Raw genomic sequence first — 15747 nt, 5'->3', positions numbered from 1 at the left:
TATCGAGAACCTCCCTATGAAGAGCCTGATGAAAAAACAACTGTTGATGGGTTCCATTCTGCTGGTTGCCAGCAGCCAGGTGTGGGCCGATGCGGCCAGCGATCTCAAGGAGAAGCTCTCCTCCGTCAATGTCTTCTCCGCGACGTTTGCCCAGACCGTCTATGACAGCAAGGGCAAGGAGCTGCAAAAGGCGAGCGGTTCCCTGCTGGTACAGCGGCCCAACCGCTTCAACTGGCACACTACCTCCCCGGACGAGAGTTTGATCGTGGCCGATGGCAAGGATGTGTGGGTGTACGATCCCTTCGTTGAGCAGGTCACCGCCCTCAAGATGAAGGATGCGGTGCTCAACACCCCCTTCGTGCTCATCGCGGGCAACGACAACAGCCTCTGGAAGAACTATGACGTGACCCAGGAAGGGGATGTCTACACCGTCACCAGCCGCAACAAGGACGAGTTGATCGCCTCCTTTCGCATCACCTTCGACCGTCAGAACAACATCAGTCGCTTCGATGTGAAAGAAGCCCAGGGCCAGTGGAGCGAGTTCACTCTGAGCAGCTTCAACCGCAAGCCGGTGCTCAAGGGCAACGAATTTGTCTTCAAGATCCCGAAGGGGGTCGAGCTGGACGACCAGCGCTGATGAGCCAGCCGTTACCGGCGTTATCGTCTGACCGGGCGTTGTTTATGACCGGTCAGATGCAAGGTCAATGCAGATGAGCAATTTATCCCTGGATTTCTCCTCGGACTTTCGTCCGCTGGCGGCCCGGATGCGGCCGCAAACCCTCGAGCAGTACATCGGCCAGCAGCATATCCTGGGGCCGGACACGCCCCTGCGAAAAGCGATCCTGGCGGGGCACTGCCACTCCATGATCCTCTGGGGCCCCCCCGGCACCGGCAAGACCACGCTGGCAGAACTGGTTGCCCACTACTGCCAGGCGGAGGTGGAGCGGCTCTCGGCGGTCACCTCCGGCATCAAGGAGATCCGCGCCGCCCTCGACAAGGCGAAGGAGAACGGGTGGCGCGGGGTGCGCACCATCCTGTTCGTGGATGAAGTCCACCGCTTCAACAAGAGCCAGCAGGATGTCTTCCTGCCCCACATCGAAGACGGCACCATCACCTTCATCGGCGCCACCACCGAGAACCCCTCGTTCGAGCTCAACAATGCGCTGCTCTCCCGGGCCCGGGTCTATCTGCTCAAGAGGCTGGAGGAGCAGGACATCCTCGCCATGATCGATCAGGCGATGCAGGACCCGCGCGGCCTCAATGACCCTAGCCTGCGCTTTGCCCCCGGGGCCAAGGAGGCGCTGGCGAAAGCGGTGGACGGGGACGGGCGCAAGTCTCTGAACTATCTGGAGCTCCTGGCCGACATGGCCGAGGCCGACAGCTCAGGGGCGCGGGTGATCGACAGTACCCTGCTCGCCGCCGTGGTGGGGGAGCACGTGGCCCGTTTCGACAAGGGCGGCGATCACTTCTACGACCTCATCTCGGCGGTGCACAAGTCCATTCGCGGCTCGGCACCGGATGCGGCCCTCTACTGGTATGCCCGCATGGTGAGCGCCGGCTGCGATCCCCTTTACATCGCCCGCCGCTTGCTGGCCATTGCCTCGGAAGACGTGGGCAACGCCGATCCCCGTGCCATGCAGGTGGCGCTCTCGGCCTGGGACTGCTTCCATCGCATCGGCCCGGCGGAAGGGGAGCGGGCCATCGCCCAGGCCATCGTCTACCTCGCCTGCGCCCCCAAGAGCAATGCGGTCTACACCGCCTGGAAGGCGGCGCTTCACGACGCCAAGAACCTGCCGGACTTCGAGGTGCCACCGCACCTTCGCAATGCCCCTACCAAGCTCATGAGCGAGCTGGGCTACGGCGCCGAGTATCGCTACGCCCACGACGAGCCGGGGGCCTATGCCGCCGGCGAGCAGTACTTCCCCCCGGAGCTTGCCGGCAAGCAGTACTATCAGCCCACCGAGCGGGGGCTTGAGAAGCAGATAGCCCAGAAGCTCGACTATCTGCATGAGCTGGACAAGCAGAGTCCGCGCAAGCGATAGGAAAGACCTTCAAGCCCCTTGCCCGGAAAGCGCACGGCAGGGTTATCAGGGGAGGGGGGCCCGGAAAAAACGGGCGCAATAGTCCCTGTTCGGGCGGGGGGGCGGTCTGCTACACTGCCCGTCTGACCCCGGTTGTCTTGGCCTTGCACCATCTTCTTGATTTCGAAGGCCCGATTCCGAAGGCAAAGGGGTGCGCCAACCGATGTTAACTTCCGGATCTGTTTCCCAACCCGGTCACGATGACCCGGGCCCAGATCCCATTAAAAAAGTAGGTAAACCATGCTGGATCCCAAATATCTGCGCAGCGACATCACCGAAGCTGCCGCTCGTCTGGCGACACGTGGCTACGTTCTGGACGTAGCGGCGGTCAATGTTCTGGAAGAGAAACGCAAGGATCTGCAGTCCCGCACCCAGGAGCTGCAGGCCGAGCGCAACGCCCGCTCCAAGTCCATCGGTGAGGCTGCCCGTCGTGGTGAAGATGTTGCCCCCCTCAAGGCCGAGGTGACCAAGATCAACGACGAGCTCGAGACCAGCAAGGTCGAGCTGGAGGCCCTGCTGGCCCAGCTCAAGGGGATCGCCGACGCCATCCCCAACCTGCCGAGCGAGACCACCCCGGTGGGCCGTGACGAGAACGACAACGTGGAGGTCCGCCGCTGGGGTACCCCGCGTGAGTTCGATTTCCCGGTGCGCGATCACATCGATCTGGGTGAGGCGGCCAAGGGGGTCGACTTCAAGAACGGCGTCAAGCTCTCCGGCGCCCGTTTCGTGGTGATGAAGGGCCAGATTGCCCGTCTGCACCGCGCCCTGGCCCAGTTCATGCTGGACCTGCACACCCTGCAGCACGGCTACACCGAGTGCTACGTGCCCTATCTGGTCAACCCGGACAGCCTGTACGGCACCGGCCAGCTGCCCAAGTTCTCCCAGGATCTTTTCAATACCGGCATCGAAGGGGAAGGGGAAGACGAAGGCAAGGTGCGCAAGTTCTCCCTCATCCCGACCTCCGAAGTGCCGCTCACCAACATGGCCCGTGACGAGATCTTCGACGAGCAGGAGCTGCCCATCAAGATGACCGCCCACAGCCCCTGCTTCCGCTCCGAAGCGGGCTCCTACGGTCGTGATACCCGTGGCCTCATCCGCATGCACCAGTTCGACAAGGTCGAGATGGTGCAACTGGTGCACCCGGAAAAATCCTGGGATGCCCTGGAAGAGATGGTGGGTCACGCCGAGAAGGTGCTGCAACTGCTGGAGCTGCCGTATCGCGTGATGGCGCTTTCCACCGGTGACATGGGCTTCTGCGCTGCCAAGACCTACGATCTGGAAGTGTGGCTGCCGGCCCAGAACACCTATCGCGAGATCTCCTCCGTCTCCAACTGCACCGACTTCCAGGCGCGCCGCATGCAGGCTCGCGTGCGTATCGACGGCAAGCCGCAGCTCATTCATACCCTGAATGGTTCCGGTCTGGCGGTGGGTCGTACCCTGGTGGCCGTGCTCGAGAACTACCAGCAGGCAGATGGCCGCATCGCCATCCCGGCTGCGCTGCAATCCTACATGGGCGGCCTGACCCACATCGGGTAAGCGCTGGTTGCAGACGACAACGCCATGGCATGCCATGGCGTTGTGCATTCTGGGCCCGGGAAACCCGCCGCAAGGGGAAGGGATAGCTCCCTTCGGGCCTGTAACACAATTTTATCAAGCATTGCGCAATCGTTTTTGTTAGACTGCGCCGCAATTTCGCAGGACATCTTTTTCTATGGTCTGGATTGATTACGCCATCATCGGCATCGTCGGTTTCTCCGCCCTCATCAGCCTGGTGCGCGGCTTTCTCAAGGAGGCCATGTCTCTGGTCACCTGGTTCGTCGCCTTTTTCATTGCCAGCCATTTCTATCCTGATCTCGCCGTCTATTTCACCTCTTTCTCCGATGCCATGGTTCGCAACGGTCTGGCCATCGCCGCCCTGTTCGTGGCGACCCTGATCCTCGGCAGCGTGGTGAACTACGTGGTAGGCCTGCTGGTGGAAAAGACCGGGCTCTCCGGCACCGACAGGGTGCTCGGGGTCTGTTTTGGCGCCATTCGCGGGGTGCTGATCGTCAGCGCCCTGCTGTTTTTCATGGATACCTTCACCAGCCTCTCCCAGAGCGACTGGTGGGTGGCGTCCAGGCTGGTGCCGGAGTTCAAGCCGGTGATCCAGTGGTTTTTCGGGTTCATGATGAACTCGTCCAGTTTTCTTCAACAGGTACAGTGACTTCGAGGTAGCAAAGACATGTGCGGTATTGTCGGTATAGTTGGCACCACCCCCGTCAATCAGGCCCTCTACGACGCCTTGACGGTGTTGCAGCACAGGGGACAGGATGCCGCCGGGATCGTGACCATTGACAGTGGAAACTTCCGGCAACGCAAGGCCAACGGTCTGGTGAAGGATGTGTTTGAAGTGCGCCACATGCAGCGCCTGAAAGGGAATATCGGCATCGGACACGTCCGTTATCCCACCGCAGGCAGCTCCAGTGCGGCAGAGGCGCAGCCGTTTTACGTGAACTCCCCCTACGGCATGGTGCTGGCCCACAACGGCAACCTCACCAACGCCAAGGAGCTCAAGGAGCAGCAGTTCAAGGTGGCCCGCCGCCACATCAATACCACCTCGGACTCCGAAGTGCTGTTGAACGTGCTGGCCCACGAGCTGGACTTGTGCGACAAGATGGCGCTGCGCCCGGAAGATATCTTCTCGGCGGTGTGCAAGGTGCACCAGCAGATCCGCGGCGCCTATGCCGTGGTCTCTCTGGTGATCGGCCACGGCCTCATCGGCTTTCGCGATCCGAACGGCATTCGCCCGCTGATCCTGGGTCGCCGGGTCGACGAGCAGGGGCAGGTGGAGTACATGCTCGCCTCCGAGAGCGTGGCCCTCGACGCCATCGGCTTCGAGACGGTGCGTGACGTCGCCCCGGGCGAGGCCATCTACATCACCGAGCAGGGCCAGCTCTTCTCCGAGCAGTGTGCGGAGAACCCGCAGATGAACCCCTGCATCTTCGAATACGTCTACTTCGCCCGTCCCGACTCCTTCATCGACAAGGTCTCCGTCTATGCCGCCCGCCTCAACATGGGTCGCAAGCTGGGCCAGAAGATCGCACGGGAGTGGGACGATCTCGACGTGGACGTGGTCATCCCCATCCCCGAGACTTCCTGCGACGTGGCGCTGGAAATCGCCCACACCCTGGGCCTGCCGTACCGTCAGGGCTTCGTGAAGAACCGCTACATCGGCCGTACCTTCATCATGCCGGGCCAGACCCAGCGCAAGAAGTCGGTGCGCCGCAAGCTCAACGCCATCAGCTCCGAATTCAAGGGCATGAAGGTGTTGCTGGTGGACGACTCCATCGTGCGGGGCACCACCTCCGAGCAAATCATCCAGATGGCCCGTGAAGCGGGGGCCGCCAAGGTCTACTTCGCCTCGGCCGCACCGGAAATTCGCTTCCCCAACGTCTACGGCATCGACATGCCCACCGCCAACGAGCTCATTGCCCATGGCCGTGAAGTGGAAGAGGTGTGCAAGCTTATCGGTGCCGACGGCCTCATCTTCCAGGATCTGGAAGATCTGGAAGAGGCGGTGCGGGAGATCAACCCCGAGCTGCGCCACTTCGAGACCTCGGTCTTCAACGGCCACTATGTGACCTCCGACGTGGATCAGGGTTATCTGGACCACCTCAATGCCCTGCGCAGCGACGACAACAAGGCCGTGCGCGAGTGGCAGGAAGGGACCAGCAACCTCGAGATCTTCAACGAAGGCAGTTAAACGTTTTCAGATTGCCAGCGTGATGAACAACAGGGGGGCCTCGGCCCCCCTGTTGCATGGATGCGCCTTGCGGCGAAACTGAGGGGGGCCTCAGGCCAGATCCTCCCCGTTGCTCGCGATCACCTTCTTGTACCACCAGAACGACTTCTTGCGCCGGCGGGCCAGGGTGCCATGGCCGGCGTCGTCCCGGTCCACGTGGACGAAGCCATAGCGCTTGCTCATCTCGCCGGTGGAGGCGGAGACGAGATCGATGCAGCCCCAGCTGGTGTACCCCATCAGGGGCACGCCGTCCTCGATGGCGTCCCCCATGGCCTCGATGTGGGCGCGCAGGTAGTCGATGCGGTAGTCGTCCTCTATCTCCCCTTGCTCGTTCACTTCGTCCACTGCACCCAGGCCGTTTTCCACCAGGAAGAGCGGCTTCTGGTAGCGATCGTGCAAGGTGTTGAGGGTGATGCGAAGGTCCAGGGGATCGATGCCCCAGCCCCACTCGCTCACCTCGATGTGGGGATTGCGCAGGGACTTGACCACGTTGGCCTCGCTGGTGTTGCCCGCATTCATGTCGGCGGCGGCGCAGCGGGAGGCGTAGTAGCTGAAGGAGACGAAATCCACGGTGTGCCTGAGGATCTCGTCATCTTCCGGCTCCTTCACCAGAGTGATCCCCTTGTCACGAAACACCCTCTGCGCATAGGCCGGATAGGCGCCCCTGGCCTGCACGTCGATGAAGAGGAGGTTCTCCCGATCTTTCTGGAGGGCGGTCCAGACGTCGGCGGGCTTGCAGGAGTAGGGGTAGAAGTTGCCCCCCGCCAGCATGCAGCCCACCTGGTTGGCCGGGTTCACTTCGTGGGCGATCCGGGTCGCCAGGGCGCTGGCCACCAGCTCGTGGTGGGCGACCTGATACTTCACCTGATCCTGGTGCTCCCCTTGCTCGAACACCAGCCCCGCCCCGGAGAAGGGGCTGTGCAGCAGGATGTTGATCTCGTTGAAGGTGAGCTAGTACTTCACCAGGCCGTCGAACTGCTCGAAGCAGGTGCGGGCGTAGCGGGTGAAAAACTCCACCATCTGGCGGTTGCGCCAGGAGCCGTACTGGGTCACCAGGTGCATGGGCACATCGAAGTGGCACAGGGTCACCAGGGGCTCGATGTTGTACTTTCTGCACTCCTCGAACACCGCACGGTAGAAGGCGATGCCCTCGGCATTGGGCTCGCGCTCGTCCCCCCTGGGGTAGAGACGGGCCCAGGCGATGGAGGTGCGAAACACGGTGAAGCCCATCTCGGCCATCAGGGCGATGTCCTCCCGATAGCGGTGATAGAAGTCGATGGCCCCGTGGCTTGGGTAGAACTCGTCATCTTGCAGGGTGATGCGCTTCTCCTGGCCCAGTTTGACCGCCATGCGGCGCGGGCCGTGGGGGATCATGTCCACCGTGGTCAGCCCCTTGCCCCCCTCGAGATAGCCGCCCTCCGCCTGATTGGCGGCCAGGGCTCCGCCCCAGAGAAAGCCCTCGGGAAATCTTGTTAACGACATTGGTTACCTCTTGTCATGTCTGAATGGGGTGTCACAGCCCGGCCTGCGCCTGGCTGGTGGCGACGGGTTGCACGGGCTCGGCGCGGGGGGCCGGGCTCTCGACCGGGATGTCCTCGAACCCCATAACCAGGGTCAGCACGAAGGAGAGCACCACCGAGAGGGCCATCACGCCGAACACCCAGGCGATGGTCATGGGGTTGGCCGGATCGAAGAACTGCACGCTGGTAAAGAGCCCGGGGGCGGCCATGGAGTGGCTGGCGAGCCCCGCCATGCCGGCGACGGCACCGCAGACAAAGCCGCTGATGAGGCTCGCGATGAGCGGACGCTTGAGGCGCAGGGCCACACCGTAGAGCGCGGGTTCGGAGATCCCCGTCATGATGGCGGAGGCGGCCGCCGCGAGCGCCGTCTGGCGCAGTTCCGGGTTTCGGGTGCGCCAGGCCACCGCCAGGGACGAGCCGCCAAGAGAGAGATTGGCGCCGATTTCGGAGGGCATGACCATGCCTTCCTTGCCGGTCTCGGCGATGGTCTGGATGATGGTCGGGGTGAAGACGCGGTGCATGCCGGTCATCACCAGCAGGGGCCAGAGCGCCCCCATGATGGCCACCGACAGCCAGCCCAGGTAGTCGTGGACCGTGTAGACCAGGCCGGAGATGGCGGTGCCAATCCAGATGCCGACGGGGCCGATGAAGAGGATGGCGAGGGGGGCCGCGATCAGCACGATCAGCATGGGTTTGAGGAAGTTCTTGGTGACCGCCGGGGTGATGCGGTCGACCCAGCCCTCGATGTAGGAGAGGCACCAGGTCATCACCAGCGCCGGAATGACGGTGTAGGTGTATTTGACCGCGGTCACCGGGACTAGGGCGAAGGTCACCTGCTCCCTTTCGGCGGCTCTGGCCATCAGCTCGATGAAGCTGGGGTGCACCAGCACCCCGGCGATGGCGATGGCCAGGGACATGTTGGTCTTGAACTTGACGGCGGCGGAGGCGGCCACCATCAGGGGCAGGAAGAAGAAGGCCCCATCCCCGGCTACCGTGAGGATGGTGAGGGTCGAGGAGCCTTTCTCCAGTACGCCGGTCATCTCCAGCACCATGGCCAGCAGCTTGAGCATGGAGCCGCCGATGATGGCCGGGATGAGGGGGGACATGGTGCCGATCAGGGCGTCGAGGATGGCGGCGCCCATGCGGCGCAGGCTCCAGCCAGCGGAAGCCTCCGGAAGCGGAGTCTGCCCACCGCCCTGGGGCAGCAGGGCCAGCACTTCGCGATAGGCGTGGGAGACGGTGTTGCCGATGATCACCTGACACTGGTTGTCCGCCTGCACCACCCCGAGCACGCCCGTGATGGCCTTGAGGGCAGGGCCATTGACCCGGGCGGGATCGCCGAGCACAAAGCGCAGCCGCGTCATGCAGTGGGTCACGGCGACGACGTTGTCGGCGCCGCCGAGTGCGGTGATGACGGTACCGGCCAGAGCCGCATAGTTTTTTGACATCGAGGTAGATCCTTTTAACCAAGTGGGCCTGCTCGCCCCCGCCGCCGCGAAGGGCGGGAACGCGCATGAAACTGAGTGTGGAACCGGTTCCACATGGAGTGCGCGGCCTGAGCGCGGGAGACAAGCATCTTGTGCAGCGAGCGTCCGGATCCGTGAATGGCATCACTGAACCCGGGCCTGCACGCCATTCGTGCGACGACAAGCCGGGGGCGGTGCAGTACACTGCGCCCCGTTACGAGCAAGGGAGAACACAATGACGACGATGCTGGAGGTGGCAAGGCGGGCAGGGGTGTCGAAGGCGACGGTCTCCCGGGTGTTGTCGGGCAATGGTTACACCAGCCAGGAGACCCGGGACCGGGTGCAGCAGGCCATCGAGGAGTGCGGCTATCGCCCCAACCTGGTGGCGAGGTAGCTGGCGACCAGGCACACCCGGACCCTGGGACTGGTGGTCACCAACACCCTCTACCACGGCGTCTACTTCGGCGAGCTGCTCTCCCAGGTGGCGCGGATGACCGAGGATCGCGGGCGCCAGCTCATACTGGCGGACGGCAAGCACAGAGCCGACGAGGAGCGCCAGGCCATCCAGTATCTGCTCGATTCCCGTTGCGATGGCGTCATCATCTATCCGCGCTTTCTTGGGGTGGAGGAGATGGACGAGATCATCGAGCAGCATGAGCAGCCCATCTTAAATGCGAAAGGGGACTCCCTCCGACGTAGGTGGGAGGGGAATTTCGCCGGGGCGTCAGCCCCGCTGGTTTTGAATGTATTGCTTGATCACCTCCAACGGTGCTCCGCCGCAAGAGCCCGCAAAGTAAGAGCGTGACCAGAGTACGGGTTTGCTGTAAGCACCTCTCAAGTCCAGAAATTCATTACGCAGTCGCCTTGATGTGACCGCCTTTAACGAGTTCACCAGTACCGATAGCTGCACCGTTGGCGCGTACTCTATCAGCATGTGAACATGATCAGCCTCTCCGTCACACTCTTTCAGTTCCGCACCAAAATCTCTGCAAACCTCTGCCGCACACTGACCGAAGGAAGCGTGATGCAGATCCCCCAATATCGGCTTTCGATACTTGGTGATAAACACCAAATGTACGTGCAAAGCGTAGGCCGCATGGCGTGATTTATTAATTTTAGTGAATTGCATTCTGTCACTCAATCGGGCTTAATAGATATGGCGATAATGCTACACACTGAGCGCTAAATGCAAATTCTGAAAGCCTACAAATTCCGACTCGAACCGACCGAACAACAAGCGCAACGCCTGCGCCAGTTGGGCGGTTGTGCTCGTTATGTCTGGAATCACGGGCTGGCAGAAACCAAACGCATTCTGGATGCTGGCGAAAAACTGCCTTCTGCCTTTGAGCTGAACAGGATGCTCACCAGTTGGAAGAAAGACCCAGAAATGGCCTTTCTGGCCGAGGCATATACCGACAACCTCCAGCAGAAGCTCAAGGATTTGCATGGCGCGTGGATGCGCTGCTTTGATAAGAAACTCGCCGCCAAGGCACCCGTATTCAAGAAAAAAAGCGACAACCGCGACGCTATCCGGTTCGTCAACTTCGACAAGTATTGCCGCCTTGAAAAGGGTCGCGTGAAGCTGCCTGCCGGGCTGGCGTGGGTCAAGTTCCGTCAGTCCCAGCCAGTTGAAGGGAAAATTAAAAACGCGACCGTCAGCCAAGCAGCCGGGCACTGGTATATCTCCTTTCAGGTCGAGCAGGAGACGCTTGAGCCAATTCACCCCTCCGGCTCAATGGTCGGGCTAGATGCGGGGATCGCCAAGCTCGCAACCCTGTCAGATGGCACGGTGTTTGAGCCCGTCAACAGCTTCAAAACCAATCAGACCAAGCTGGCAAGGCTCCAACGCCAGTTGAGCAAAAAGGTAAAGTTCAGCAGCAACTGGAAGAAACAAAAAGCCAAGATCCAGCGGCTGCATTCACATATCGCCAATACCCGCCGCGATTACCTTCACAAGGTCACAACGACTATCAGCAAAAACCACGCGATGATCGTCATTGAGGATTTGAAGGTTGCCAGCATGTCAAAATCAGCAGCGGGCACGACCAGCCAGCCGGGGCGCAACGTCCGGGCAAAATCAGGGCTGAATCGTTCGATATTAGATCAGGGCTGGTTTGAGCTGCGCCGCCAGCTCGAATATAAGCAGGCATGGCGAGGCGGTCAGGTGTTGGCGATAAACCCGGCCTACACGAGCCAGCAGTGCGCCTGTTGTGGGCATACTGCGAAGGATAACCGCCAGACGCAAAGCCAGTTTAAATGCGCTGCGTGTGGTTATGAGGCGAACGCCGATGTGAACGGCGCTCGCAATATTTTAGCGGCGGGACACGCCGTTTTAGCCTGTGGAGGCGTGGTGCAATCAGGCCGCCCGATGAAGCAGGAACCCGGTACTGCGCGAGCAGCTATCACCCAGTAATGGGAATCCCCCTCCTGTGACGCGAAGCGCTAAGGTGGGGGAGGATGTCAACATGGTGCTCAACCGGCGTCTGAGCCGCCATCCGGCCCACTGCGTCTATGCGGATCAGCAGGCGGCGGCGGAGGCGGTGGTGGACAAGCTGGTGGCCATGGGGCACAGGGAGATCGCCTTCATCGCAGGCTCTGCGGATTCCCCCACCGGCGCCGAGCGCCTGGCCGGCTACCGGCAGGCGCTGATCCGGCACGGCATCCCGGTGCAGGAGACCTTGATCGCCCCCGGCAAATGGACCCCCGCCTGTGGCGCGGCCGCCGTCTCGACCTTGCTGGCGCGAGGCGCTCGCTTCAGCGCCCTGGTGGCCAGCAACGATGACATGGCGATCGGGGCCATCAAACGGCTGCACGAAGCCGGTGTGATGGTGCCTGACGAGGTCTCGGTGGTGGGGTTTGACGACATCCCCCTGGCCCCTTACGTCATTCCCGCGCTGTCGAGCGTCAAGATGCCGGTGAACGGGATGATCCAGGAGACCATCAACCGCCTGACCACCATGGTGGAGGAGGGGAGCCGGGACGCACTGCCCGCCTTCAGCGGCACCCTGATCCGCCGCGACTCCCTCAGGCGTCTGACGGGCGGAGCCATGATGGCGGTGGGCAGGCCGGGCGGGATCCGTTAGCATAGGCCCCCCGGCGCCAGGCGCCGCGTGTCGTATCAACAGATGAGAGTTCAGATGGATGACCTGTTAGCCCCCGTTCGCCAGTTCCTGCATTGCGAGACCCCGGATGAGTGGGTGGAAATGGCGCGGGATCCCGCCCAGTTGCCGACCCTGCTTATCGATCACGCCAACTGCGAGAACAAGGCGGCACTCACCGCCCACAGCCTGGTGCGCCGCTACTGCCTGCCCAAGGAGAAGCGTCACCTGCTGCCCAAGCTGACCTTCTACCGGGAGCTCGATGCCTTGCCGGAGAAGGCGGAGATCCTCGGCAAGCGCACCATGGGCGAATCAGACAGGAGCGTGTTTGCCGAGCTGGAGCGCAATCCCCTGCTGTTCCCCATGGTGCGCCTCATCCAGGAGGAGTTGCACCACTTCGAGCAGGTGCTGGAGATCATGGCCGCACGGGGCATCCCCTATGGTCCCGTCACCGCCTCCCGCTATGCCCGCAGCCTGCTGACCCATGTGCGCACCTACGAGCCGGCCGCCGTGGTGGACAAGATGATCATCGGTGCCTATATCGAAGCGCGATCCTGCGAGCGTTTTGCCAGGTTGGCCCCTCATCTGGACGAGGAGCTGGGCCGCTTCTATGTCTCCCTGCTGCGCTCGGAGGCGCGTCACTATCAGGACTACCTGGCCCTGGCACAGACGTTCGCAGACGAAGACATCAGCGAGCGAGTGGCCTTCTTCGGTCGCCTGGAGGCCGAGCTCATCTGTTCGCCGGATCCGCAATTCCGGTTCCATAGCGGACTGCCTGTCAGATCTGACAGTTGTTGAGGTGACGGGGGCTGCCTACCATTCCCCTGTTCCTACTACGAGCGACGCAATCACTTTTTGAGCGCAATCCCCCGGCGACTGATGAGACATCAGGCCGGGTTTTTTTATGTCTGGCGCAAGGGGAAACGCGCCGCGGGATCAGCGGCGGTATTCGTTGTTGTAGTTCTGAATGAGGCGGCGGGTGACATCGTGCTGGGGGTCGGCGAAGACCCGCAAGGTCTTGCCGCGCTCCACCACACGGCCTTCGTGCATCACCAGCACCTCGTCGCTGATGTGGCTGACGATCCCCAGATCGTTGGCCACCAGCACATAGCTCAGCCCCATGGTCTCCTGCATCTCCAGCAGCAGGTTGATGATCTGGGAGCGTACCGAAATATCCAGGGTCGAGAGCGCCTCGTCCGCCACCACTATCTTGGGATTGAGGATGAGCGCCCGTGCCAGCCCCACCCGCTGCTGCTGGCCGGCGGAGAGCATCTGGGGATAGAAGAGGGCGTGGTCGGGCAGCATGCCCACCATGCGCAGGGTCTGGATCACCTTCTCCCGGCGCTCCTCCTCGCTCAGGGCTGTGTTGAGGCGAAGGGGGGTCTCCAGGATCTGGCCGACCCGGATTTTCCGGTTAAGGGAGGTGTTGGGGTCCTGGAAGATCATCCGCAGCAGCTTGCAGCGGGTCTGGTAATCGCCGTGGACCATGGGTTGCCCCTCGATGGCGATCTCCCCGCCACTCGGTTCAATCATGCCCGCCAGAATGCGGGCCAGGGTGCTCTTGCCCGAGCCCGCCTCCCCGACGATGGCCAGGGTCTGGCCCACCTCGAGATCGAACGAGAGGGGCTTTATCGCCTCCACCGCGCGGCGCCTGAACAGGCCGGTGCGGTTCTGGTAGGTCTTGCACAGGCCCCTGACCTGCAGCAGGGAAGGTTCGGTCACGACGTGGTCTCCTTGGGTGCGCTCGCCGGATAGAGGGGCTGACGGGGCGGGCAGGTGCCCCGGATCAGGGTCTGGTGCCGGTTCATTTCTTCGGTTCTTCCATGTTGAGCGGGAAGTGGCAACTGAACTGATGCCCCTTGACCTTGATCATCAGCGGTGTCTGCACGCACTGCTTCTGGGCGTAGGGGCAGCGTGGGCCGAGGCGGCAGCCGATGGGCAGATGCTGCAGCGGCGGTATCACCCCAGGCAGGGTCTCGAGCCGGGACTTGTGGCGCACCAGCTTGTCAAAGTCCGGGATGGACTTGAGCAGGGCATCCGTATAGGGGTGGTGAGGGGATTCCAGGATCTGGTCCCGGGTCCCCACTTCCACCATCTGGCCGCAATACATGATGTTGAGGGTGTCGGTCAGGTTCGCGATGGCGGCGATGTCGTTGCTGATGATGAGGATGGTGGTATTGCCCAGCTTGTTCATCTTGTCCAGCAACCGCAGGATCTGGGAGTGGGTGGTGGACTCCATGGCGCTGGTGGGCTCGTCCGCCACCAGCAGGCGCGGCTGGTTGGCGATGGCCATGGCGATCATCACCTTCTGGCACATGCCGTCTGACAGCTCGTGGGGATAGGCCCGCATGACCTTGCGGTGATCCTTGACCCCGACCCGGTGCAGCAGGGCGATGGCCCGCTTCTTGCGCCACTGGAAGCGCTGCCAGAACTTGCCGGTGAAGGCACTGGTGGGGATGGCCTCTTCGAGCTGGGTGCCTATCTCCTCCGAGGGGTCGAGGCAGCTGATGGGATCCTGGAAGATCATCGCTATCTCCCGCCCCATGATGCGGCGCCGTTCCTTGGGCGCCATGGTCAGCAGGTCCATGTCGTTGAAGCGCATCCGGTCGGCGCGCACCGTCCAGTTGTCCTTCTGGATGCCAACGATCACCTTGGCCACCAGGCTCTTGCCCGAGCCGGATTCCCCCACCAGCCCGCGGATCTCCCCCTCGTTCAGGGTCAGGCTGACTCTGTCCACCGCCTTGACCTTGCCCTGGGGGGTGTCGATTTCGATGGTGAGGTTGCGTATATCGAGCAGGGGCATCAGCAATGTCTCCCGTTCAGGGCGCAGCCGGGTCGCTCAGGGCGTCCGGGGGCGGGGATAGATAACAAGGCTGGCAACATCAGTCGTTCCCCTCTTTGAGTGCTTCGCGAATGCCTTCGCCCACCAGGTTGGTCACCAGCACGCTGAACAGGATGGCCATCCCGGGCAGGGTCACCGTCCAGGGGGCCAGATAGATAAGATCGCTCGAATCGGCCAGCATGGCACCCCACTCCGGCTGGGGAGACTGGGCCCCGAGACCGAGGAAGCCTACCGCAGAGATGTCCAGGATGGCGGCGGAGAGGGTGCGGGTGGTCTGGGTCACCAGGGTCTCGACGATGTTCGGCAAGATGGCCAGACGCATGATCCGCTGGGGCGGAGAGCCGTCGAGGCGGCTTGCGATGATGTACTCCTTCTGCATCTCGGCGTGGACCGCGTTGTAGGTCGCCCGGATGAAAGGCGGTATCAACGCGAGCGTGATGGCGATCAGGGTGTTGAACAGACCCGGCCCCAGGATGGCCACGACGATGATGGCCAGCAGCAGGGACGGGATGGAGAGCAGGGTATCGAGCAGGTGATGGAGCACGCTCGACTTCACCCCTTTGCTCATGCCGCCGAGGATGCCGATGGCCGAGCCGATGACCAGCGCGATGAGCACCACCAGCAGGGCGTTGCCGAAGGTGAGCCTGGCCCCGGCCACCAGACGGGAGAGGATGTCGCGCCCCAGATCGTCGGTCCCCAGGAAGTAATCGATGTTGCCGCTGTTGGCCCAGGAGGGGGCGAGCAGCAGGTGGTTGCTGTGCTGATCGTCGATGCCGTAGGGGATCACCAGGGGGCCGATGAGGGTCACCAGCAGCAGCAGCCCGAAGCACCAGAGCCCCGCCATGGCCAGCGGGTTGCGTCGGTAAGAGGCCCAGGTCTGCTCCAGGGGGGAGAGGATCTTGAGCTCCGGATAGATGTTCGATTTATCGTGCATGATGCAGGCTCCCGTGCTGGTCGCA

At 62.4% G+C, this 15747-nt stretch carries 15 protein-coding genes and 1 pseudogene; 10 read left to right on the top strand and 6 right to left on the bottom strand.

All coding sequences use genetic code 11. From position 1 onward, the window contains the following. Positions 1-28: 28 nt before the first annotated feature. From lolA to purF, 5 genes are all read left to right on the top strand, one after another. Positions 29-637, top strand: a complete 609-nt coding sequence (gene lolA, locus I6L36_RS03165; RefSeq protein WP_039039163.1) for an outer membrane lipoprotein chaperone LolA — start codon at positions 29-31, stop codon at positions 635-637. Between the two features lie 67 nt (positions 638-704). Continuing rightward, positions 705-2042: a replication-associated recombination protein A gene (locus tag I6L36_RS03160; RefSeq protein ID WP_109112966.1), complete on the top strand. Its 1338-nt coding sequence runs from the start codon at positions 705-707 to the stop codon at positions 2040-2042. Between the two features lie 279 nt (positions 2043-2321). Continuing rightward, on the top strand, positions 2322-3617 hold the full coding sequence (gene serS / locus I6L36_RS03155) for a serine--tRNA ligase (RefSeq protein ID WP_039039009.1): 1296 nt from the start codon (positions 2322-2324) through the stop codon (positions 3615-3617). Positions 3618-3792: 175 nt separating this feature from the next. Next, positions 3793-4284, top strand: a complete 492-nt coding sequence (locus I6L36_RS03150) for a CvpA family protein (protein WP_010674522.1) — start codon at positions 3793-3795, stop codon at positions 4282-4284. 18 nt (positions 4285-4302) lie between these two features. Beyond that, the gene (gene purF, locus I6L36_RS03145) at positions 4303-5823 is read left to right on the top strand and encodes an amidophosphoribosyltransferase (protein WP_109113069.1); all 1521 of its coding nucleotides are present in this window, start codon (positions 4303-4305) and stop codon (positions 5821-5823) included. A gap of 90 nt (positions 5824-5913) precedes the next feature. Here the strand turns inward: purF and I6L36_RS03140 are convergent. Together I6L36_RS03140 and ascF are read right to left on the bottom strand one after the other, a co-directional pair. Continuing rightward, positions 5914-7344: pseudogene (locus tag I6L36_RS03140) on the bottom strand (6-phospho-beta-glucosidase). Positions 7345-7375: 31 nt separating this feature from the next. After that, positions 7376-8830 carry a PTS cellobiose/arbutin/salicin transporter subunit IIBC gene (gene ascF, locus I6L36_RS03135; protein WP_052815252.1) on the bottom strand — a complete coding sequence of 485 codons (1455 nt, stop codon included), beginning with the start codon at positions 8828-8830 and terminating at the stop codon, positions 7376-7378. Positions 8831-9083: 253 nt separating this feature from the next. Here ascF and I6L36_RS22130 point away from each other — a divergent pair, with 253 nt between their 5' ends. Together I6L36_RS22130 and I6L36_RS22125 are read left to right on the top strand one after the other, a co-directional pair. Further along, complete coding sequence (locus I6L36_RS22130; protein WP_216822670.1) at positions 9084-9242, top strand: LacI family DNA-binding transcriptional regulator; 159 nt, start codon at positions 9084-9086, stop codon at positions 9240-9242. Positions 9243-9275: 33 nt separating this feature from the next. Beyond that, the gene (locus I6L36_RS22125) at positions 9276-9653 is read left to right on the top strand and encodes a hypothetical protein (protein WP_279962636.1); all 378 of its coding nucleotides are present in this window, start codon (positions 9276-9278) and stop codon (positions 9651-9653) included. On the opposite strand, the gene tnpA is transcribed toward I6L36_RS22125, so the two are convergent. Continuing rightward, the gene (gene tnpA, locus I6L36_RS03125; protein ID WP_021141233.1) at positions 9573-9977 is read right to left on the bottom strand and encodes an IS200/IS605-like element ISAs26 family transposase; all 405 of its coding nucleotides are present in this window, start codon (positions 9975-9977) and stop codon (positions 9573-9575) included. The two genes, I6L36_RS22125 and tnpA, sit on opposite strands and share 81 nt — an antisense overlap. Before the next feature lie 57 nt (positions 9978-10034). Here tnpA and I6L36_RS03120 point away from each other — a divergent pair, with 57 nt between their 5' ends. From I6L36_RS03120 to miaE, 3 genes are read left to right on the top strand one after another with little or no spacing between them, the layout of a single operon-like run. Then, on the top strand, positions 10035-11261 hold the full coding sequence (locus I6L36_RS03120) for an RNA-guided endonuclease TnpB family protein (RefSeq protein WP_021141234.1): 1227 nt from the start codon (positions 10035-10037) through the stop codon (positions 11259-11261). A gap of 16 nt (positions 11262-11277) precedes the next feature. Then, the gene (locus tag I6L36_RS03115) at positions 11278-11931 is read left to right on the top strand and encodes a substrate-binding domain-containing protein (RefSeq protein ID WP_270834015.1); all 654 of its coding nucleotides are present in this window, start codon (positions 11278-11280) and stop codon (positions 11929-11931) included. Between the two features lie 54 nt (positions 11932-11985). Continuing rightward, positions 11986-12744, top strand: a complete 759-nt coding sequence (gene miaE, locus I6L36_RS03110) for a tRNA-(ms[2]io[6]A)-hydroxylase (RefSeq protein ID WP_042016277.1) — start codon at positions 11986-11988, stop codon at positions 12742-12744. Positions 12745-12882: 138 nt separating this feature from the next. Here miaE and I6L36_RS03105 read toward each other — a convergent pair whose 3' ends face one another. The 3 genes from I6L36_RS03105 to I6L36_RS03095 form a co-directional block, all read right to left on the bottom strand. Further along, positions 12883-13668 carry an ABC transporter ATP-binding protein gene (locus tag I6L36_RS03105; protein WP_039039015.1) on the bottom strand — a complete coding sequence of 262 codons (786 nt, stop codon included), beginning with the start codon at positions 13666-13668 and terminating at the stop codon, positions 12883-12885. Positions 13669-13750: 82 nt separating this feature from the next. Beyond that, on the bottom strand, positions 13751-14749 hold the full coding sequence (locus tag I6L36_RS03100; RefSeq protein ID WP_216986960.1) for an oligopeptide/dipeptide ABC transporter ATP-binding protein: 999 nt from the start codon (positions 14747-14749) through the stop codon (positions 13751-13753). 79 nt (positions 14750-14828) lie between these two features. Further along, entirely contained in the window at positions 14829-15722 is an 894-nt protein-coding gene (locus I6L36_RS03095; protein ID WP_010674530.1) for an ABC transporter permease subunit, read from the bottom strand. Positions 15723-15747: the final 25 nt, after the last annotated feature.

The sequence above is a fragment of the Aeromonas sp. FDAARGOS 1406 genome (assembly GCF_019048565.1).
Lineage (GTDB): Bacteria > Pseudomonadota > Gammaproteobacteria > Enterobacterales > Aeromonadaceae > Aeromonas > Aeromonas caviae.
Note: the sequence above shows the minus strand (reverse complement) of the source record. Positions and strands in the feature narration are given on the sequence as shown.

What these genes read in the sequence shown, in the direction of transcription:
- lolA (WP_039039163.1), top strand. Translation starts at nt 29, where the DNA reads ATGAAAAAACAACTGTTGATGGGTTCCATTCTGCTGGTTGCCAGCAGC.
- I6L36_RS03160 (WP_109112966.1), top strand. Translation starts at nt 705, where the DNA reads ATGCAGATGAGCAATTTATCCCTGGATTTCTCCTCGGACTTTCGTCCG.
- serS (WP_039039009.1), top strand. Translation starts at nt 2,322, where the DNA reads ATGCTGGATCCCAAATATCTGCGCAGCGACATCACCGAAGCTGCCGCT.
- I6L36_RS03150 (WP_010674522.1), top strand. Translation starts at nt 3,793, where the DNA reads ATGGTCTGGATTGATTACGCCATCATCGGCATCGTCGGTTTCTCCGCC.
- purF (WP_109113069.1), top strand. Translation starts at nt 4,303, where the DNA reads ATGTGCGGTATTGTCGGTATAGTTGGCACCACCCCCGTCAATCAGGCC.
- ascF (WP_052815252.1), bottom strand. Translation starts at nt 8,830, where the DNA reads ATGTCAAAAAACTATGCGGCTCTGGCCGGTACCGTCATCACCGCACTC.
- I6L36_RS22130 (WP_216822670.1), top strand. Translation starts at nt 9,084, where the DNA reads ATGACGACGATGCTGGAGGTGGCAAGGCGGGCAGGGGTGTCGAAGGCG.
- tnpA (WP_021141233.1), bottom strand. Translation starts at nt 9,977, where the DNA reads ATGCAATTCACTAAAATTAATAAATCACGCCATGCGGCCTACGCTTTG.
- I6L36_RS03120 (WP_021141234.1), top strand. Translation starts at nt 10,035, where the DNA reads ATGCAAATTCTGAAAGCCTACAAATTCCGACTCGAACCGACCGAACAA.
- miaE (WP_042016277.1), top strand. Translation starts at nt 11,986, where the DNA reads ATGGATGACCTGTTAGCCCCCGTTCGCCAGTTCCTGCATTGCGAGACC.
- I6L36_RS03100 (WP_216986960.1), bottom strand. Translation starts at nt 14,749, where the DNA reads ATGCCCCTGCTCGATATACGCAACCTCACCATCGAAATCGACACCCCC.
- I6L36_RS03095 (WP_010674530.1), bottom strand. Translation starts at nt 15,722, where the DNA reads ATGCACGATAAATCGAACATCTATCCGGAGCTCAAGATCCTCTCCCCC.